The 18,837-nt window shown below is 66.3% G+C and carries 14 protein-coding genes; 9 read left to right on the top strand and 5 right to left on the bottom strand.

What is annotated here, in order from left to right; all coding sequences use genetic code 11:
- The first annotated feature begins 99 nt into the window (after nt 1-99).
- On the top strand, nt 100-1,548 hold the full coding sequence (locus V6N07_RS00425; protein ID WP_371153214.1) for a TrkH family potassium uptake protein: 1,449 nt from the start codon (nt 100-102) through the stop codon (nt 1,546-1,548).
- A 141-nt stretch (nt 1,549-1,689) separates the two neighbouring features.
- On the opposite strand, the gene V6N07_RS00420 is transcribed toward V6N07_RS00425, so the two are convergent.
- Nucleotides 1,690-3,507 (bottom strand): serine protease, encoded by a 1,818-nt coding sequence (locus V6N07_RS00420; protein WP_371153212.1) that lies wholly within the window; start codon nt 3,505-3,507, stop codon nt 1,690-1,692.
- 163 nt (nt 3,508-3,670) lie between these two features.
- Here V6N07_RS00420 and V6N07_RS00415 point away from each other — a divergent pair, with 163 nt between their 5' ends.
- The 8 genes from V6N07_RS00415 to glmM all read left to right on the top strand — a co-directional run bounded on the left by V6N07_RS00415 (nt 3,671) and on the right by glmM (nt 14,315).
- Nucleotides 3,671-4,606, top strand: coding sequence for a glycine--tRNA ligase subunit alpha (locus tag V6N07_RS00415; RefSeq protein ID WP_371153210.1), 936 nt, complete (start codon nt 3,671-3,673; stop codon nt 4,604-4,606).
- A 157-nt stretch (nt 4,607-4,763) separates the two neighbouring features.
- Nucleotides 4,764-5,291 carry a DUF6446 family protein gene (locus tag V6N07_RS00410; RefSeq protein WP_371153208.1) on the top strand — a complete coding sequence of 176 codons (528 nt, stop codon included), beginning with the start codon at nt 4,764-4,766 and terminating at the stop codon, nt 5,289-5,291.
- Nucleotide 5,292: 1 nt separating this feature from the next.
- Nucleotides 5,293-7,347 (top strand): glycine--tRNA ligase subunit beta, encoded by a 2,055-nt coding sequence (gene glyS, locus V6N07_RS00405; protein ID WP_371153207.1) that lies wholly within the window; start codon nt 5,293-5,295, stop codon nt 7,345-7,347.
- Nucleotides 7,348-7,532: 185 nt separating this feature from the next.
- Nucleotides 7,533-10,064 carry a putative PEP-binding protein gene (locus V6N07_RS00400; protein ID WP_371153205.1) on the top strand — a complete coding sequence of 844 codons (2,532 nt, stop codon included), beginning with the start codon at nt 7,533-7,535 and terminating at the stop codon, nt 10,062-10,064.
- 204 nt (nt 10,065-10,268) lie between these two features.
- Nucleotides 10,269-10,931, top strand: a complete 663-nt coding sequence (locus tag V6N07_RS00395) for a cell wall hydrolase (RefSeq protein ID WP_371153203.1) — start codon at nt 10,269-10,271, stop codon at nt 10,929-10,931.
- Between the two features lie 122 nt (nt 10,932-11,053).
- Nucleotides 11,054-11,980, top strand: a complete 927-nt coding sequence (locus V6N07_RS00390) for a dihydroneopterin aldolase (protein WP_371153201.1) — start codon at nt 11,054-11,056, stop codon at nt 11,978-11,980.
- Nucleotides 11,977-12,963 carry a dihydropteroate synthase gene (gene folP, locus V6N07_RS00385; RefSeq protein WP_371153199.1) on the top strand — a complete coding sequence of 329 codons (987 nt, stop codon included), beginning with the start codon at nt 11,977-11,979 and terminating at the stop codon, nt 12,961-12,963. Before V6N07_RS00390 ends, folP begins: the two co-directional genes overlap by 4 nt.
- Nucleotides 12,964-12,974: 11 nt before the next feature.
- Entirely contained in the window at nt 12,975-14,315 is a 1,341-nt protein-coding gene (gene glmM / locus V6N07_RS00380; protein WP_371153197.1) for a phosphoglucosamine mutase, read from the top strand.
- Here glmM and chrA read toward each other — a convergent pair.
- The 4 genes from chrA to metZ form a co-directional block, all read right to left on the bottom strand.
- Complete coding sequence (gene chrA, locus V6N07_RS00375; RefSeq protein WP_371153196.1) at nt 14,307-15,533, bottom strand: chromate efflux transporter; 1,227 nt, start codon at nt 15,531-15,533, stop codon at nt 14,307-14,309. The two genes, glmM and chrA, sit on opposite strands and share 9 nt — an antisense overlap.
- A gap of 287 nt (nt 15,534-15,820) precedes the next feature.
- Entirely contained in the window at nt 15,821-16,858 is a 1,038-nt protein-coding gene (gene folE2 / locus V6N07_RS00370) for a GTP cyclohydrolase FolE2 (protein ID WP_371153195.1), read from the bottom strand.
- 59 nt (nt 16,859-16,917) lie between these two features.
- Nucleotides 16,918-17,457: a GNAT family N-acetyltransferase gene (locus V6N07_RS00365; protein WP_371153194.1), complete on the bottom strand. Its 540-nt coding sequence runs from the start codon at nt 17,455-17,457 to the stop codon at nt 16,918-16,920.
- The gene (gene metZ, locus V6N07_RS00360; protein ID WP_371153192.1) at nt 17,454-18,647 is read right to left on the bottom strand and encodes an O-succinylhomoserine sulfhydrylase; all 1,194 of its coding nucleotides are present in this window, start codon (nt 18,645-18,647) and stop codon (nt 17,454-17,456) included. Before metZ ends, V6N07_RS00365 begins: the two co-directional genes overlap by 4 nt.
- Nucleotides 18,648-18,837 lie beyond the last annotated feature (190 nt).

Below are 18,837 nucleotides of genomic sequence, written 5' to 3'. Positions count from 1 at the left end.
GACCTTGCGGCAGGACCAGGCATGAAGATTACCGGTCCGAGGGGTGCCCTCGCGTACTCTGCCATTGACACCCGCTCATGCGCGCCGGACACCGACACAATGCTGGACGCGCGCCCCGTCGGATACGTCATCGGCCTTTTGCTGATCGCCCTTGGTGCCTCGATGGCGGTGCCCATGGCGCTCGACATCTGGGACGGCAATGGCCATTGGTCCGTGTTCTTCGAATCCGGGATGCTGACCCTGCTGGCGGGCATGTCGCTGTCGCTGTCGTGTTCGAACGCGGTGCGCACGCGCCTGTCGCTGCAACAGACCTTCCTTCTGACGACCGGCGTCTGGCTGGCCCTTCCGGTCTTTGCCGCCCTGCCCTTCGTCCTGGGCGAAACGGGCAGCACCTACACCGATGCCTTCTTCGAAGCGATGTCCGGCCTGACCACGACGGGATCGACGGTGCTGACCGGTCTCGATGACCTGCCCCGTGGCCTGTTGTTGTGGCGGGGTTTGCTGCAATGGTTCGGCGGGATCGGGGTCATCGTCGTGGCGATGGTGTTCCTGCCGGAACTGCGGGTCGGCGGGATGCAGATCTTCCGCACGGAAGGGTTCGATACGATGGGCAAGGTCCTGCCCCGCGCTGCTCAGATCTCCTCCCGGATCTCGACGATCTACATCGGGATCACGATCACCTGCACGATCGCCTACAACGCAGCCGGGATGGACCCGTTCGACGCGATCGTCCACGCCATGACGACCGTCTCGACCGGTGGTTTCGCAAACTACGACGCAAGCTTCGGCGCGTTTCAGGGGGCACATGAATACATCGCGACGGTTTTCATGCTGGCCGCCGCCCTGCCCTTCGTCCTCTATGTCCAGATGCTGGGCGGCAGCTGGGCGCCGCTGCTGCGCGACAGCCAGGTCCGCGCCTTTCTGACCGTCACGGCGATCCTCGTTGCGACCACCATGATACTGCTGGTCGCCGTCGACGACTATCCCGTCGAACGCGCCCTGCGCGAGGCGCTTTTCAACATTGCCTCGATCCTGACCGGCACCGGATATGCCAGCGTCGACTACATGCAGTGGGGCGCGCTCATCATCACGTTGTTCTTCTTTTGCGGCCTCGTCGGCGGCTGCGCCGGCTCGACCTCCTGCTCCATCAAGATCTTCCGCTACCAGATCCTGTTCGCGGCCATGAAGGCGCAGATCCGGCGCATTCATTCGCCCCACGGCATCTTCAACGCACGCTACGCGGGGCGCACGGTCTCGGAAGACGTGATGTCGTCCGTCATGGCGTTCTTCGTGCTGTTCGTCGTCACGCTTGGCGTCTTTGCCGTGCTTCTGGCCATGACGGGCCTTGATTTCCTGACCGCCGTGTCGGGTGCCGCGACCGCGGTGGCCAATATCGGGCCGGGTCTGGGGCCGATCATCGGCCCTGCGGGCAACTTCGCGCCCCTGAACGATACGGCGAAATGGCTGCTGTCTGCCGCGATGCTGATCGGACGACTGGAACTGGTCGTCGTCTACGTCCTGTTTACCGCGCGGTTCTGGCGGGCCTGATCAGGCAGACCGTGGTTCCGTGACCAGACAGCAAACCGTAGAGGGGGCGCTGCCTCCGCCCTGCGGGCCCCCGAGGTATTCCGGTCCAGAAGTAGGGGCCATGTTTGCACGGGGCCGGTCGGTCGCCGCGGCGCGGTCCTGCTATTCCCAGCAGCTGACGAGGACGGTCATTCCGGTGGCGCGCGTCGTCAGATCCTCTGGCGCGATCACAGCGCCGTTCCCGGCGGGACCGACCGTGACGCCCGCATCCCGCAGCACGCGACGCAGCGCCGTGGCCTTGGCCGCAAAGGCGACATCATCAGGCAACGCGCGGTCCCCCGATACAGGGGCGGGCAGCAGCATGCCGGTCACCCGACCGGATCCGTCCAGCACGGGGCCACCGACATCGCCGTCCCGCGCGGAAAGCGAAAGGCGAAGGACCGCGTCCGATCCATCAAGCCCGCGCACGTCCTCCAATGTTCCGAAGCTCAGCGTTGCGGCACCCAGAACACCGCCGAAGGGGAAACCGCCGACGGAGACCGGGGACCGCAGGCGTCCCTCGCTATCGGCCAGCCGCGCAACCTCGACGGGGGCCAAGGTGCCGGCGGGGCTCAGAACCGCGATGCCGTCCGCCTCGTAGGCGACGGTGGCGTCGTGCAGCCGGTCCAGCGTCACACGTCCGCATCCGGCGACATTTGCGGCCGCCGTGACAACGCGCCCCGCGCCATCGACGAAGAACCCGGAGGCCGAGCGCAGCGGCTGACGCACCTGCAATCCGGACACCATGTCGAAGCTCTGCTCGCTGGCCTCGAAGCCTTCGTCCGGGCTCAGCGGGGGGCCAACACGGCGCATCGTGTCGTCCATCGCGGCAATCGCGCGCGCGGCCGAGGCGTCCTGCGCGGCGGGCCAGGACAGCAGATAGCCGAAGATGTGCCCATCCTCGAGACGGGCCGAAACCTCCGTCGTCTGCGTGCCTGCGACGCCGCGAATGCGGAAGCTGTCGCGTTGCTTGGCGCGCTCCCCCTCCGGCGGGACCACGTCCAGCGTCTGCAATATCTCGTAGAGGCCGCCCAGCGACACGCGGTCGCCCGGCTGGCTGATCAGGGACAGGCGCACACCGCTGTCGTCCTTGGGCAGGTAGTGGACGAAGGGGGCCTCGACGCGGTCGAATTCCACAAGGCCCATCGGCGCGGTCATCGCGATACCCGCCTGCTGCTGGACCAGTTCACCAAGGCCCAAGGCGGCTTGCGCGTCGCGGTATTCCTGCATCAGTTGCGCGCGCTGGCGCGTCGTCAGGATGCCCGTCGCATCGACGCCCGCCGCCGTCTGCCAGCGCGTCATCGAGGCGCGTGTTCCGCGGCCATAGCTGCCGTCGATGGCGGCGGTGTAGAATCCGAACCACTGCAGGGCGCGTTGCAGGTCCATCTTCTCTTCGCGCGACAATTGCGCTTCGGAGCGCTGCGCCTCTCGCGGCGTTTCTTCGGGAACGATGACGGGCGCCGCCACGACCTCTTCCTCCGTGGCCGGTTCTTCCGTGGCCAATTCTTCCGTGGCCGGGGCCTCCTCGGCGGCAACAGGGGCTTCGGCGATCGGGGCCACAGGGGCCACGGGCGGTGTCACGACGCCGACAGGCCAGAACCGTTCGCGGAAGGTATTGCCATCGCTGACATAGCTGTCGCGCGGGATCAGGCCTTCATTGCGCAGGCGCCGCAGCGTGACACGGGCGTCCTCCTCCGGGTAGGGGCCGAGCGCGATGGCATACCAGCCGCCACCGATGCGGAACCCGTTGATGTCGGGCAGGATGCCACCGTAGGCGCGGGCGCGGGCCTCGGCCTCGCGCAGGTTGGGGTGCGCTTCGATCTGAACGAAGACGCCGGGCGCCTGACCTGTCTGAGCCAAGGCGCGCAGCGGCGCACCGACCAGCAGCACCAGGCAAAGGGTCAGGCCACACAGCAGGCGGAAAACCGTCGATACGCGCATCCCCAAAACTCCCGTTCTCAAACAATTCGGACGATTCCCTCACTTTCCTCATCCCGTGCCCGAGGAAAAGGGGCGCGCCGTCGCAGACCCGGCCCACGCCCCACGTTGACCGCGCAACTGTTGCCCCTTAGACGCGGTGCCGACCGCAGATCGGAGCCACCCCATGTCCGCAGCAGACACGCCCACATCCTTTCAGGAAATCATCCTGAGGCTTCAGACCTACTGGGCCTCGCAGGGATGCGCGATGTTGCAGCCCTATGACATGGAGGTCGGCGCAGGCACCTTCCACCCGGCGACCACGCTGCGCAGTCTCGGCAATCGCCCATGGGCCGCGGCCTATGTTCAGCCGTCGCGCCGCCCGACCGATGGCCGCTATGGCGAGAACCCGAACCGGTTGCAGCATTACTACCAGTATCAGGTCCTCATCAAACCGTCCCCGCCCAACCTGCAGGAGCTTTATCTCGGCTCGCTGCGCGCGATCGGGATCGACTTCGACCTGCACGACATCCGCTTCGTCGAGGACGATTGGGAAAGCCCCACGCTAGGCGCATGGGGCCTTGGCTGGGAGGTGTGGTGCGATGGCATGGAAGTGTCGCAGTTCACCTATTTCCAGCAGGTCGGCGGCCACGACTGCCACCCCGTATCAGGCGAACTGACCTACGGGTTGGAGCGTCTGGCCATGTATGTCCTCGGGGTCGATCACGTCATGGACATGCCGTTCAACGCGCCCGACGCGCCGATCCCCCTGACCTACGGCGACATTTTCCGCCAGACGGAGGAGGAATACGCACGCTGGAACTTCGACACCGCCGACACGGCCGTGTTGCTGCGCCAGTTCGAGGAGGCGGAGGCCCATTGCGCCGAGATCCTGTCGAAACCGGCGGACGACCCGAAGACCGGCAAGCGCATCGTCATGGCGCATCCGGCCTATGACCAGTGCATCAAGGCCAGCCATATCTTCAACCTGCTGGACGCGCGGGGCGTGATCTCGGTCACTGAACGGCAAAGCTATATCGGCCGCGTTCGAACGCTGGCCAAGATGTGCGCCGATGCCTTCGTCGCGACCGAGGCGGGTGGTTGGACGCCTGAAGCAGCCTGACGGCAGGGGCCTGCAAGACACCTGAAACCGCAGGATCGCCGGTACCGCTCTGCGTCGTCACCCCTGCCCTGCGACGCTGCGCGCCGATAGCTTGCCTTGCCCCGCGCGGGGGCGCGGTGTAGGCCCCGCGCACCGCTTTCCCCGTCCGGAGGCCCCAATGGGTAAGGTCGTCATCATCGCCATTCTGGTTGCCGCCCTGCTGGGTGGCATCGGTATCTGGTATACCAACAATCGTGCGTTTTATGCCGCCATCGATGGGCCCGTCACCTTGACCCTGACGCAGGGTGACGACCTCAGCACGCTGCCTGCCCGGGACGTCGACGCCATTGCCTCCACGTCCTCTCCGCTCGGGTTCCGGGCGTGCTTTCAGCATGACCTGACCACCCCCGAGGACCTTGCCGACGCCTACGCCAGCCCCGAACCGACGGTTGCGCCGGGGTGGTTCGACTGTTTCGACGCATCGGCCCTCGCCGCGCTTCTGACCTCCGGCGAGGCGCGCGCCTTTACCGCCTACAAGAACGTGCAGTTCGGCGTCGACCGGGTTGTCGCCCTGACCCCCGACGGGCGCGGCTGGGCGTGGCATCAGCTGAACGAATGCGGCAAGAAATCCTACGACGGCACCCCCGTGGGCGAGGCTTGCCCCGACCGCGCCACCTACACTCCCCTGACCGAAGGCAGCCTGTGACATGCCCGACCTGCTGATTGAACTCTTCTCCGAGGAAATCCCCGCCCGGATGCAGGCGCGCGCCGCCGCCGACCTGCAAAAGCTGATGACCGATGGTCTGGTTGAGGCCGGGCTGACCTATTCCGGCGCCGTGGCCCATGCGACGCCCCGCCGCCTCGCCCTGTCCGTGCAAGGTCTGACGGCCGAAAGCCCGACAACCACCGAGGCGCGGCGCGGTCCCCGCGTCGATGCGCCCGAAAAGGCGCTGGCCGGGTTCCTGAAATCCACCGGTTTGACGCGCGAACAACTGGTCGAACAGGACGACAAGAAGGGTCGCGTCTTCATTGCCAACATCACGAAACCCGGACGCCCCGCCGCCGAGATCGTGGCCGAAGTGCTGGACCGCACGATCCGCAACTTCCCCTGGCCCAAATCGATGCGGTGGGGCGCGGGCACCCTTCGCTGGGTCCGGCCACTGCGGTCCATCCTGTGCATCCTGACCGATGAGGCGGGCGCCGAGATCGTGCCCCTGACCGTCGACGGCATGACGGCGGGCGACACGACCGAAGGGCACCGTTTCATGGCGCCGGACACGATCCGCGTCACCTCCTTCGACGACTACGAGGCCAAGCTGAAACGCGCCCGCGTCGTCCTGTCGGCCGAGGAACGTGCCGACGCCATCTGGCAGGACGCCACCAATCAGGCCTTCGCGGCCGGGTTGGAAGTGGTCGAGGACAAGGGCCTGCTGGCCGAGGTCGCGGGCCTCGTGGAATGGCCGGTCGTGCTGATGGGGCGGATCGGGGACGATTTCCTGGGTCTGCCGCCCGAGGTGCTGCAAACCTCGATGAAGGAGCATCAGAAGTTCTTTTCGGTCCGTGACAAGACCGGCAAGATCGTGCGCTTCGTGACAGTCGCCAACCGGGAGACGGCGGACGACGGCGCGACCATTCTTGCAGGCAACGACCGCGTGCTGTCCGCCCGCCTGTCGGATGCCAAGTTTTTCTGGGAAAACGACCTGCGCGTGGCGAAGGCGGGCATGGACCCGTGGCTCGACGCCCTGTCGAATGTCACCTTCCACGCCAAGCTGGGATCGCAAAAGGACCGGATCGAGCGCATTGCCGCCCTCGCCCGTGAAATCGCACCATCGGTCGGGGCCGACCCCGACCTGGCCGAACGCGCCGCGCGTCTGGCCAAGGCGGATCTCTCGTCCGAGATGGTCTACGAGTTCCCCGAATTGCAGGGCCTGATGGGCCGCTACTACGCGGAGGCTGCGGGGGAAGACCCCGCCGTCGCACTGGCCGCGCAGGAGCATTACTCCCCCCTCGGCCCCTCCGACGACGTCCCCACCGCGCCCGTGTCGGTTGCCGTGGCACTGGCCGACAAGCTGGATACGCTGGCCGGGTTCTGGGCGATTGATGAGAAGCCGACCGGGTCGAAGGACCCCTATGCGCTGCGGCGGGCGACCTTGGGCGTGGTGCGCCTGATCCTGTCCAACGGTCTTGCCCTCGCGGTGTCCGACCTGATTGCGAAAGCCCGCCCCGATGCGGATGGCGCCGACCTCCTCTCGTTCCTCCACGACCGCCTCAAGGTCTACCTCCGCGACGATGGCATCCGCCACGACGTGATCGACGCCTGCCTGACCGGGGACCGCACCGACGACCTGTCGGACCTCGTGGCCCGGGCCCGCGCGCTGAACGCGGTGATCACCACCGAGGATGGCGAAAACCTGATCCAAGGCTACCGCCGCGCCAACAACATCCTGACGCAGGCCGAGGAACAGGACGGCGTCGAATACTCCTACGGTGCCGATCCCAAGTTGGCCGAGACGGAGGAGGAGACCGCCCTCTTCACCGCCCTCGAACAGGCCCGCCCCCAGATCGACGCGGCCCTTGCGGCCGAGGATTACCCGACCGCCGTGGCCGCACTGGCCGCCCTGCGCGCGCCCATTGACGCGTTCTTCGAGGCGGTCCAGGTCAATTCCGACAACCAGATCACGCGCCGCAATCGGCTGAACATGCTGTCTGAAATCGTGCGCACGGGTGCCAAGATCGCGGATCTGACCCGGATCGGCGCCTGATACGACAGGGTTTCGCACGTCCCCGCACCGGCCTTGTCCCCGGTGCAGGGGCGCAACATCACGTCACCGGCATTGCGTGACGTAACATAACGCTTCGTCAAGCCTGCCGGACTATGTAACGCTTCCATGACACGTTGCCGCAATGCAGCAGCATGCTATGCTGCGGTTGCATAAGGAAGCCGCCGATGCTCGATACGCCCCGGTTCACGGAAATCACGCCGACCGCAGACATTCGTGCCTCGCGGCATGGTAGCCGTGCAAAATGCCTGCAACGCCTCGTGCGGATGGACCTACCGGTGCCGCAGACCGTCGCCCTGCCCTTCGATACCGTTCGCGACATCGCGGAAGGGCGGATGCCCGACCTTTCCATGCTGATTTCGCTGTTCGATGTTCAGCCGCTCCTGCTGTCGGTGCGGTCTTCGTCGGCGACGTCCGACTGGGGCGGTCCCGGGGCCGTTCTGAACATCGGCATGAATGACGAGGCACATGCCTGGCTGTCGAATACGCTGGGCCACGACGTGGCGGACAAGCTGTATCTGCGGTTCATCCGAAGCTATGCGATCGAGGTCATGCGTCTGGACGAGGAACCGTTCATCGATGCGAAAACCCCGGAAGACGCCCGCGCCACCTTCGAAGAGGAGATGGACGAGCCCTTTCCCCAGAACATCGCAGATCAGCTCGATGCGGTCCTGCGTTCCATGTCCCGGGCGTGGGAGGGCACGTCCGCGCGCCTGCTGCGGCAGGCACAGGGCGCGCCCATCGATGCGGGGCTTGGCCTCGTGGTGCAGAAGATGGCGCAGGGAATGGGGCCGGGGCAATCCGGTTCGGGCGTGGTGCAATTCGTCAGCCCCGCCACCGGCGAGCCGCAGGTGACCGGGCGCTATCTGGGTCAGGCCATGGGCCGCGATGCGCTGCGCAATCGCGACAAGGCCCTGTATCTGACCCATGATGATCGCGGCCCGTCCCTGCAGGATCAGCTGCCTGAGATCTATGCCGAGCTTCTGCGTGTGGGCGATGCCTGTCGTCACCGCCTGCGCGAGGAAATGCAGGTCGAGTTCACGATCGACCAGGGCCGCCTGCACGTGCTGGATGCGGTCCGCTGCCCCAGACAGGCGCGCGCCTCGGTCGCGATTGCCGCGGCATTGGCGCGCGACGGCATCATTCCGCGGTCCGAGGCGTTGTTGCGCATCGCACCGAATGTCCTGAGCCGGCTGCTGCATCGCCAGATCGATGCCGACGCTCCGCGCAGCGTTCTGACACGGGGCGTCGCGGCCAGCCCCGGCGCGGCCTCCGGCCGGATCGTCTTCGATTCGGCCGCGGCGCAAGCCGCCCTGTCGCGGGACGAGCCCTGTATCCTGATCCGCCGGGAAACCAGCCCCGACGACGTGCGCGGGATGCACGCCGCCGACGGTGTGCTGACCGAACGCGGCGGCGCCACCAGCCATGCCGCCGTGATTGCGCGTGGCCTCGGGTTGCCCTGTGTGACCGGGGCGACGGGGTTGAGCGTCTCGCACCGCCACAAGACCGTGCGCCTTCCAAGTGGACGGCTGTTGTCCGAGGGTGATGTCATCACGATCGACGGCTCCTCCGGCGAGGTTCTGGATGGCGCCGTTCCCACGCAGGAACCCATGCTGGACGGCGCATTCCGCGATGTGATGACCTGGTCGGACGATGTGCGGGACATTGGCGTGCGGGCCAATGCGGACACGATTGCGGATGCCACGCTGGCACGAACCTTCGGTGTCGATGGCATCGGCCTGTGCCGGACCGAACATATGTTCTTCGACCCGGTTCGCCTGACGGTGATGCGCGAGATGATCTTTGCCGAAGGCCCCGAGGACCGCGCCGCCGCCCTCGAACGCCTGCTGCCGATGCAGCGGGATGACTTTACCGAACTGTTCGACATCATGTCTGGCCTGCCGGTGTGCATCCGCCTGCTGGACCCGCCGCTGCATGAATTCCTGCCCTCCGAAGGTGAGGGAGAGCGCGCCCTGGCCGCTGCCCTCGACAAACCGCTGTCCGAGGTCAAGGCGCGGGTGAAGGCCCTGCAGGAATACAACCCGATGCTGGGAATGCGGGGCGTTCGCCTTGGTATCGCGATGCCCGAGATCTACGAGATGCAGGCGCGCGCGATCTTCGAGGCGACCGTCGCGGCCCTGCGCGCCGGTGCGGACGTGCGGCCGGAGATCATGATCCCCCTCGTCACGGCCCGGCGCGAGGTGGAGTTGGTCAAGCGGCGGATCGATGCCATCGCTTCGGCCGTGCAGGCCGAGACGGGCACCGAATTCACCTATCGTCTGGGCGTCATGGTCGAGACGCCCCGCGCTGCCCTGCGTGCCGGAGAGATCAGTGAAACCGCCGCTTTCCTCAGTTTCGGCACCAACGACCTGACGCAGATGACCTATGGCCTGTCCCGCGATGACGCCGGCAGGTTCATGTCGACCTATGTCAACGAGGGGGTTTACCCCGAGGACCCCTTCCAGACACTGGATGTGGATGGCGTCGGAGAGCTTCTGCTGCTGGGCGCCGCGCGCGGGCGACAGGCCCGACCTGACGTGACATTGGCCTTGTGCGGGGAACACGGGGGCAATCCGGAATCGGTCTCTTTCTGCCGTCTGGCAGGATTCGATTACGTCAGCTGTTCCCCTTTCCGCGTTCCTGTTGCAAAGCTGGCTGCGGCACAAAGTACCATCCTGTCCAATCAGGCGGCAAAATAGCGCCGGTTTCGCGGCAAAACGCGCGAGACTCTGCCGAAAAACCACACCCGCGCCATCGGTCGCGGCCCTGTCGGGTTGCGTCCGGGTGTCTGACACGGGATCTCCCCGCAGCGATCGCGTGGGTCAACCGATGACCCCCGGTAAGGGTTCCGAAACATCCGTACCGTAGATCGCATTTGTCGGAACGACCGGATGAATTGCCTGATGTTGAAAACGTTGTGTGTTGCGGCTTTTGCCGCCGTGTTTCTTGCGCTTGCCTCTGCCGTGCCGGGTCTTGCCCAGACAGCCGGCGGCGTCGCCCTTACCAACCTGCAGACCGCAAACCTGTCCGGCACGGGGGGTGCGTCGCGACTTTTGACCACGGCGGCGGCCAGATCCCTGTGGTCCCGCGCGGCCAACACCCGGACCCGAACGGAGCCTGAGGCCATCAACGCGGCCATGCTGGACCGCATGTCACCCGTCAGCGGGGATTCGGAGTGGCGGTGCCTTGCCGAAGCGATCTATTTCGAGGCGCGTGGCGAACCGGTCGAGGGACAGGTCGCGGTTGCCGAAGTCATCCTGAACCGGGTGGACAGCGAACGCTATCCCGGCAGCATCTGCCGCGTCGTCAATCAGGGCACCGGGCGCCGCAACGCCTGTCAGTTCAGCTATACCTGCGACGGTATCCCCGACTCCGTCTCGGAACGCGGCGCATGGTCCCGCGCAGGCAAGATCGCCCGTTTGCTCATCGACGGGGCCCCACGTGACCTGACCGCGGATGCGACGCACTATCACGCCGATTACGTCGATCCATACTGGGCCAAGGTCTATCCCCGCACGGCACAGGTCGGGCGTCACATCTTCTATCGTCAGACTCCGGGCGCCTGACGCGGTCGAACTGCCGGAAACGGGACATATCGCGGCGTTGGGGGGCTTTCGCCCAGCCCCGGTCCATGGTTTTCGGGGGGCATGGGGGTCGTGTTTCGGCCCAGCCCTCCGAAAGGGACGCGATGACGACGACCGCCGACGACCGCGACGCATTGCGCGTGGCCTTTGCCGACCCACTGGACCGCGCAAGACATGATCCAAGCCCGGCGCCGCGTGACCGCATCGCCCTGCGCGACCATATCCGCGCGGTCGAGATCGGCGCATTCCAACAGGAACGCGGCACCACTCAGCGCATCCGCTTCGACATCGTTGCCGAAGTGTCGCTCGACCCCGAAGCCGTCGCCGGCGACGATGTGGACGGAATTCTCAGCTACGATACCCTGATCGACGCGATCACCGTCGAATTGGAAGCCGAGCGCCTGAACCTGTTGGAAACACTGGCCGAGCGGATCGCTGCCCGTGTCCTTCTGCAAACGCAGGCCGCGCGCGTGTTCGTGCGCATCGGCAAACTGGACCGCGGGCCCCATGTTCTCGGGGTGGAGATCGTGCGGTCCCGTGCCGGGGAAACCGGTGCGCATGCTGCGACTGATCCGGCCCCGAGGCCGCGCGTCGTGCTGCTCGGGGCGGGGGCGCAGGATCATCCTGCGCTGACCGGCATGATCGACCGCCTCGTCGCGCAGGATGCCCCGGCCATCCTTGCCACGGTCCCGGACTTCACGCCCCCCGATGCGGCCCACCCCGCAGCGCAACGCCGGATCGACCTGCTGGCGCTGGAACAGGCTGCATGGCGTCTTGCCGCACGCGATGCACGATGCGTCGTCATCGACAGCCGGACGGAACTCGACTGGGCGCTCCGGCAGGGGAACCTGTCGGTCTGGGCGCCCGCCCGTATGGTACTGGACGCGACGAACGGGCCCGCCGGGGCAGACCCGTTGCACCTGACACGCTGGTTGGCGACGGAGTTCAACGCCATCGACGTCGTGCTGATCGGGTCCGACTGGCCCGAGGATGCGCCGGAACGCACCCTTGCATCGCCCGGTGCCCTGTGACGGTCCTGTATCGCCCCCTGCCCGACGCCGGCGCCCCGATCGACGCGCCCCGCATTGCCGGTGGATGGCTGCGCTTCAGTGCTGTCGAGATGCTGGAACGCGGTCGCGCGCCCGTCACCTTGCCCGTATCGGAGGTTCCCGCCGGACAGCTGGCGACGCTCAGCGACCGGCGCCCTGCAATCGCGGGCATAGCCATGGATCGACCGTCGATCATGGGCATCCTGAACGTGACCCCCGACAGCTTTTCGGACGGCGGTCGATACCTCGACCGGGAACAGGCATTGACCCGCGCACGCGCGCTGGCTCAGGCGGATATCCTCGATATCGGCGGCGAAAGCACGCGCCCCGGCGCGCAGGAGGTGCCCGAGGACGAGGAGGCCGCGCGCGTGGTGCCGGTAATCGCCGCCCTGTCGGGGCGGTGCATGTCCATCGATACCCGCAAGGCCAGCGTGGCGCGCGCCGCCACCGGCGCGGGGGCCGCGTTGATCAACGATGTCAGCGCGATGACCTTCGACCCGGGTATGGCCGATACGGTCGCCACGTCTGGCGCGGCGGTGTGCCTGATGCACGCACAAGGTGCGCCCGAAACGATGCAGGACGATCCGACCTATGGCGACGTGTTGTTCGACGTCTACGATGCCTTGTCGACGCGGATCGAGGTTGCCGTCGCGGCGGGCATCCCGCGCGACAGCATCATGATCGACCCCGGCATCGGGTTCGGCAAGACGCAGGCCCATAACCTGTCGCTGTTGCGACGCATCGGGGTCTTTCATGGCCTCGGCGTGCCGATCCTGCTGGGCGTGTCCCGCAAACGTTTCATCGGTGACATCGGCGGCGCGCAACAGGCGGACGCCCGCCTGCCCGGCACTCTGGCGGTAACCCTTGCCGCCGTGGCACAAGGCATCCAGATGCACCGCGTCCATGACGTGGCCGAGATTGCGCAGGGTCTGGCCCTATGGCGGGCCGTGCAAACAGCTGACTGAAGGGGACCTCCATGGGGTTGTTCGGAACCGACGGCGTGCGTGGGCGCGCCAACGAAGGGAAAATGACCGCCGAGATGGCGCTGAAGCTGGGTGCAGCGGTTGGGCGGTATTTCCGGCGCGACGGCTCGAACGCCGTGCACCGTGTGGTGATCGGCAAGGATACGCGCCTGTCCGGTTACATGTTGGAAAACGCGCTGACGGCGGGGCTGACCTCCACCGGGATGAACGTGCTGCTGCTGTCGCCCGTGCCGACCCCCGCCGTGGGCATGCTGACGCCTTCGATGCGCGCCGATCTGGGCATCATGATCTCGGCCAGTCACAATCCGGCCGAGGACAACGGCATCAAGCTGTTCGGCCCCGATGGGTTCAAGCTGTCCGATGCGGTCGAGGCCGAGATCGAGGCGATGATGGAGACCGAGATCCCCCTCGCCCCCGCCGCCGGGATCGGACGGGCCAAGCACGTGTATGACGGGCGGTTCCGGTACAATGAACGGGTCAAGTCGACCTTTCCCCATGGAATGCGTCTGGACGGCCTGAAGGTGGTGGTCGATTGCGCCAATGGCGCCGCCTATCGCACCGCGCCCGAGGTCCTGTGGGAGTTGGGCGCCACGGTCATCCCGATCGGCACGGCCCCCGACGGCAACAACATCAACCGCAATTGCGGGTCCACCCACACGGACACCGCCGCGCAGGCCGTCGTGGCGCATGGCGCCGACCTCGGTATCTCGCTGGATGGCGATGCGGACCGGGTGATGATCCTCGATGCGGATGGGCGCGTGGCCGATGGGGATCAGCTGATGGCCTTGTTCGCCGCCCGCTGGGCCGACGAGGGGCGCTTGCGCGGCAACACGCTGGTGGCGACGGTGATGTCCAACCTCGGGTTGGAGCGGTTCCTGCTGGGCCGGGGTCTGCACCTGCACCGCACGTCTGTCGGGGACCGCTATGTCGTCGAGGCGATGCGCAAGGGCGGCTACAACCTCGGGGGGGAGCAATCGGGACATATCGTCATGACCGATTATGCGACCACGGGCGACGGCCTGATCGCGGGCCTGCAATTCGCGGCGGAAATGGTCCGCACGGGTCGGCCCGCCGCCGACCTGATGAGCAGTTTCGACCCCGTGCCCCAACGGTTGGAGAATGTCCGCTACGGCGCCGGCGCCACCCCCCTGATCGCGCCCGAGGTCATCGCGGCGATCGCCGAGGGCGAGGCCGCACTGGCGGGCAAGGGCCGCCTGTTGATCCGCGCCAGCGGGACGGAACCCCTGATCCGCGTCATGGCGGAATGCGAGGATGACGCCCTGTTGCAGCAGGTGGTGGACGATGTCGCGGCCGCCGTGCGCGCGTCAACCTGAGACAAGATGCGCCGCCCCACCAAGGGCGGCGCAGATCGCCAGCGTTTCCAACAGGCCGCGCCTGATTATCAGAAGCCAGCCGATCGCGAAGACCGCCAGTCCTGTGGCCACGGGATCGAGGCTGTAAAGGTCTGGGCGCGGCGGGCCGAAGCCACCTTGGTCCACCCGCGTGAACAGCACATGGATCGCGAACCACAGGGACAGGTTCGCGATCACCCCCGCGACAGCCGCCGAAACCATATCCAGCGCATTGCGCAGACGCGGCATCGTGGTCAGACGCTCAAGATGCGGGGCCCCGGCGAAGATCCACAGGAAACAGGGCACGAACGTCGCCCACAGCGTCACCCCCGCCGTCAGGACGGCAAGCGGCCAGCCGCCCTGCGCCCCGGCCAGCCAACCGGTGAAAACGGTCACGAGGATCAGGGGGCCGGGCGTGGTTTCGGCAAGGCCCAGCCCGTCGATCATCTGATCGGCGGTCAGCCAGCCCTGAACCTCCACCGCATTCTGTGCCAGTGCGGCCAGCACCGCATAGGCCCCCCCGAAACTGACGGTCGCCAGCCAACTGAAGAACAGACCCGCCTGCGCGGGAACACTGTCTGGCGCCAGGGCAAAAAGGACCAGCAGGGGCGCCCACCAGATGACCATCCAGCAACAGACCGTGGTCAGCGTGCCGGAGGATGTGGTCGTGACCTTGGATGGGATATCCGCCTGTTCCGCCGGACGACCGAGACCGATCAGAAGCGCGCCCACAAGAACGACCCAGAACGGCAGGTCGAACAAAAACAACCCCAGAAATGCGCCGCCCGCGACAAGGATCGCCAGTGGCCCGCGCAGGGCCTTTGCCCGCAACTTCCAAAGCGCCCCCGCCACGATCGCAAGGGCCGCTGCCTTCACGCCCAGAAACGCCGCTTCGACCCCGGGCAGACGCCCCCAGACGAGATAGGCCGCAGCAAGGGCAACCATCACGATTGCGCCGGGCACAACGAACAACAGACCCGCCAGAATGCCGCCCGCCGTGCCGCGCATCCGCCATCCCGCGTATGTTGCAAGCTGCATCGCCTCGGGCCCGGGCAGCAGGGTGCAAAAACCCAACCCCCGCAGGAACGCATCCTCATCCAGCCATTTTCGCCGCGCGACCAACTCCTGATGCATCAGGCCGATCTGTGCGGCCGGACCGCCGAAGGACAAAAGACCGATCCGCCCGAAAGCACGGCACATGTCTGACCAAGCCGGTGTCATCCTGCGAACCGCGCGTCCGCGACATCCGCCATTTGCCGTGGGTGGCGCCACCGGGTGCGATTGCCGCAGGTCCGATCGGCTGATGCGTGCAGGGACCGGGAAATTGGAAATTGGTCGATCAAGGGCACCCTCCGTGAAACAGATCGAGGATGCGACGGTTTGATCAACGGCATGTGACACCGAAATCGCCCCGCGCACGATCCGATAACGTCAGTGACGGACGCAGTGGCAAGCCGCCCCCCGTGAAGAACAGGGGGCGGCACGGATCACCCGGGGTGGACGAGCGTTCCAAACAGGCGCGGTTCCAGTGTCTCGGCCGCAAACAGCGCACCACTGGTCAGGACAGACACCGCGTCATGGCTGTGCAGGCTTTCCTGATGCGAGGCGACGACGCGGTAATCCCGCACCCCGTCCAACAGGCCCAACGCTTCTGCGAACAGGCGGGCCGCGTCTTCGACGAAAATGGGGTTCGCGGCGTTCAGTTCCGCAAAGGCCTGTTCGTCCTCGCGCTTGACCATAACCTGCGTTTCGGTCGGCACGGCCTTGCGACAGGTGTCGATGATATCCTCGATCGTGGCATCGCCCGTCACCTCGACGGACAGGCGCGCCACGGAACGCTGGGAATGCGGTGTCGCAAGCTGCCCGCGCGTGCGTCGGGCATGTTCCGAAAGTTCGAGCGAGCACGGGCAAGTCGAGGAATAGACGTAGTCGAGATGCAGGATGCGGCGGCGTGCGGCCCCAGTCTGCACGACCTCCATCGCGCAATCGTAGTATTGCCAGCCCGACAGCCCCGACCGGAGGCTGTCCACGCGCAGCGGCAGCGAAAACCGCAGCAACAGGCGCGCGTCGAAGCTTCCGAGATCGACGAGGTAGTCGTCCAGCGCGGCCTCGGCCACGGCAAAGCCGACCTCGGCCTCCGCATGGCGGTAGAAGCTGCGCATGATGCGCGACATGTTGATGCCCTTCCTGCCGGCTTCGAGGCTGACGGTGCCGGTGACGGACACCTCGGCCAGATGCGTCCCGGCGCGGGTCGCGACCTGCATCGGCAGGCGGAAGTTCGAAATCCCGACGTGCTGAATAGCCACGTTCGCGCCCCGGATCAGCGAAGCCGGGCCGTTCTGCAGATCCGGCAGGGTCGCCCGATACGCCTCATCCGCGACATGCGCAGGGTAGGCATTCGCGAGGGTCGGATAGAGATCGACCTTCCCCTGCTCGGTCGCGGCATAACGGCGGAGCACGGCGAGCGCGGCTTGTGCCTCCGCCTCGGTCGGCTCGCGATCAATATCCGGTGTATGGACGTTCATGTGTAGTCCCCCCCTCGGTTCACGCTTCTTGGTCCAGATGGGTCAGCGACCCCGTCGCCTCAACCCCGTTCTATGTATCTTACGGTGGAACCATCGTGCTGGATCAGTCGTTGGCTCAGTCTGTTATTGCTTTTGCCCGTCTCTGCGGGCTTGCCCGGTGCACGGGTCATCACCGTCCTGCCCGAGGCAGACACAGCGACGCCCAGCGCGGAACGCGGCACCTCGGTCCAGCCGCGACGCAGCAGATAGGGGCGCAAGGCTTGCGAGGCCCGCACCGTCAGTTGTGGCAAGCCCGCGACCAGTGCATGGTTGTCGAGCATCGCCAGCAGCGCCTCGGCAACCCCGGTCCCCCGCATCTTCGGACAGACAAAAAGCCTGTCCAAACGTGCCTCGTCATCCAGCAGCAGGACGCCGACAGGCCGCGCATCATCCTTGGCGATCCACGCCGCGCGCTGATCCGACATGCGGTCGGCGCGATAGGACGCGGACGCGCCGGCCCCCTGAACGCAGCGTCCTGCCTGCCCCAGTTCCTGCAAGGCTGCTTCTGCGTCGGCAATGCTCGCGCGGCGAACTTCGCGCCCCCTGAACGGACGGGTCACGCCGCGTCCAGGGCCGCCATGATATCGGCCATCAGGTCCGCGCCGTCCTCCAACCCGATGGACAGGCGGATCAGGCCGGGGGTGATGCCCAGCGTATCCTTCTGATCCTGCGGCAGGCGTTGATGCGTCGTGGTCGCAGGATGGGTGGCGATCGATTTCGCATCGCCGAGGTTGTTGGAAATCAGGACGATCTCCAATGCATTCAGGAAGCGGAACGCAGCCTCCTTCCCGCCGGCGAGATCCAGCGCCAGAACCGTGCCGCCCTTTTCCATCTGTGCGCGTGCGATGTTGGCCTGTGGATGGCTGTCCAGATGGGGATGGATCACGCGGGTCAGTTTCGGATGACCGACCAGCGCCTCTGCCAGCTTCCACGCGGTGTCGGCCTGCGCGCGCACGCGCAGGTCCATTGTCTCCAGGCCCTTGAGCATCACCCAGGCGTTGAACGGCGACATCGCCGACCCCGTATGCTTGAGGTAGGGCTCCGCGATCTTGCGCACGAACTCCTGCGTGCCGCAGATCACGCCACCAAGACAGCGCCCCTGCCCGTCGATATGCTTGGTCGTGGAATATATGACCACGTCCACGCCCAGATCGATCGCACGGCTGAATGCGGGTGTCGCAAAGACGTTGTCGCAGATCACGGTCGCACCGACGGCATGGGCCATCTCGGACACGGCGGCGATGTCGGTCACTTCCAATGCGGGGTTCGAAACGCTCTCGAAGAATACCGCTTTCGTATCGGGACGGATGGCGGCCCGCCATGCATCCAGATCGGTCCCGTCAACCAGCGTCACATCGACACCGTAGCGCGGCAGAACCTCGTCGAGGATATACAGGCAGGATCCGAACAGGGCGCGTCCGGCCACGACGTGATCGCCGGATTTCAGCATCGACACCAGCGCGCCATTGACGGCGGCCATGCCGGACGCGGTGGCAAAGGCATCTTCGGTTCCTTCGAGGGCGGCGATGCGATCCTCGAACATGGCGACCGTCGGATTGCCGTAGCGGGCGTAGATGAATTCTTCCCGCGTGCTTTCGATGAACCGGGCCTCTGCCTCCTCGGCGGTGGGATAGACGAAGCCCTGCGTCAGGAACATCGCCTCCGACACTTCGCCGTATTGTGACCTGCGCGTGCCGGCATGAACGGCCAACGTGCGGGGGGACCGGGGTTTCTGCGATATGTCTTTCATTGCGGGCCTCCTTTAGGGCCGAACCAAAACGCACCTGTCGGAAAGCAGAGGGCATCGGCATTGCCGACCCCGAGCCTCTTTAGCGGTTTATTTTCGGACGGCCTCACGCCGTCCCGAGGGCCGCAATCCGGTACAAATCCCCTCGCCCGCTGCCGTAGCCCCGTGACCACGGGGCGTCAAGCCGGGCGCT

Origin of the sequence: Jannaschia sp. 2305UL9-9, from assembly GCF_041403465.1 — a bacterium.
In the GTDB taxonomy this organism is placed as follows: domain Bacteria; phylum Pseudomonadota; class Alphaproteobacteria; order Rhodobacterales; family Rhodobacteraceae; genus Jannaschia.
Note: the sequence above shows the minus strand (reverse complement) of the source record. Positions and strands in the feature narration are given on the sequence as shown.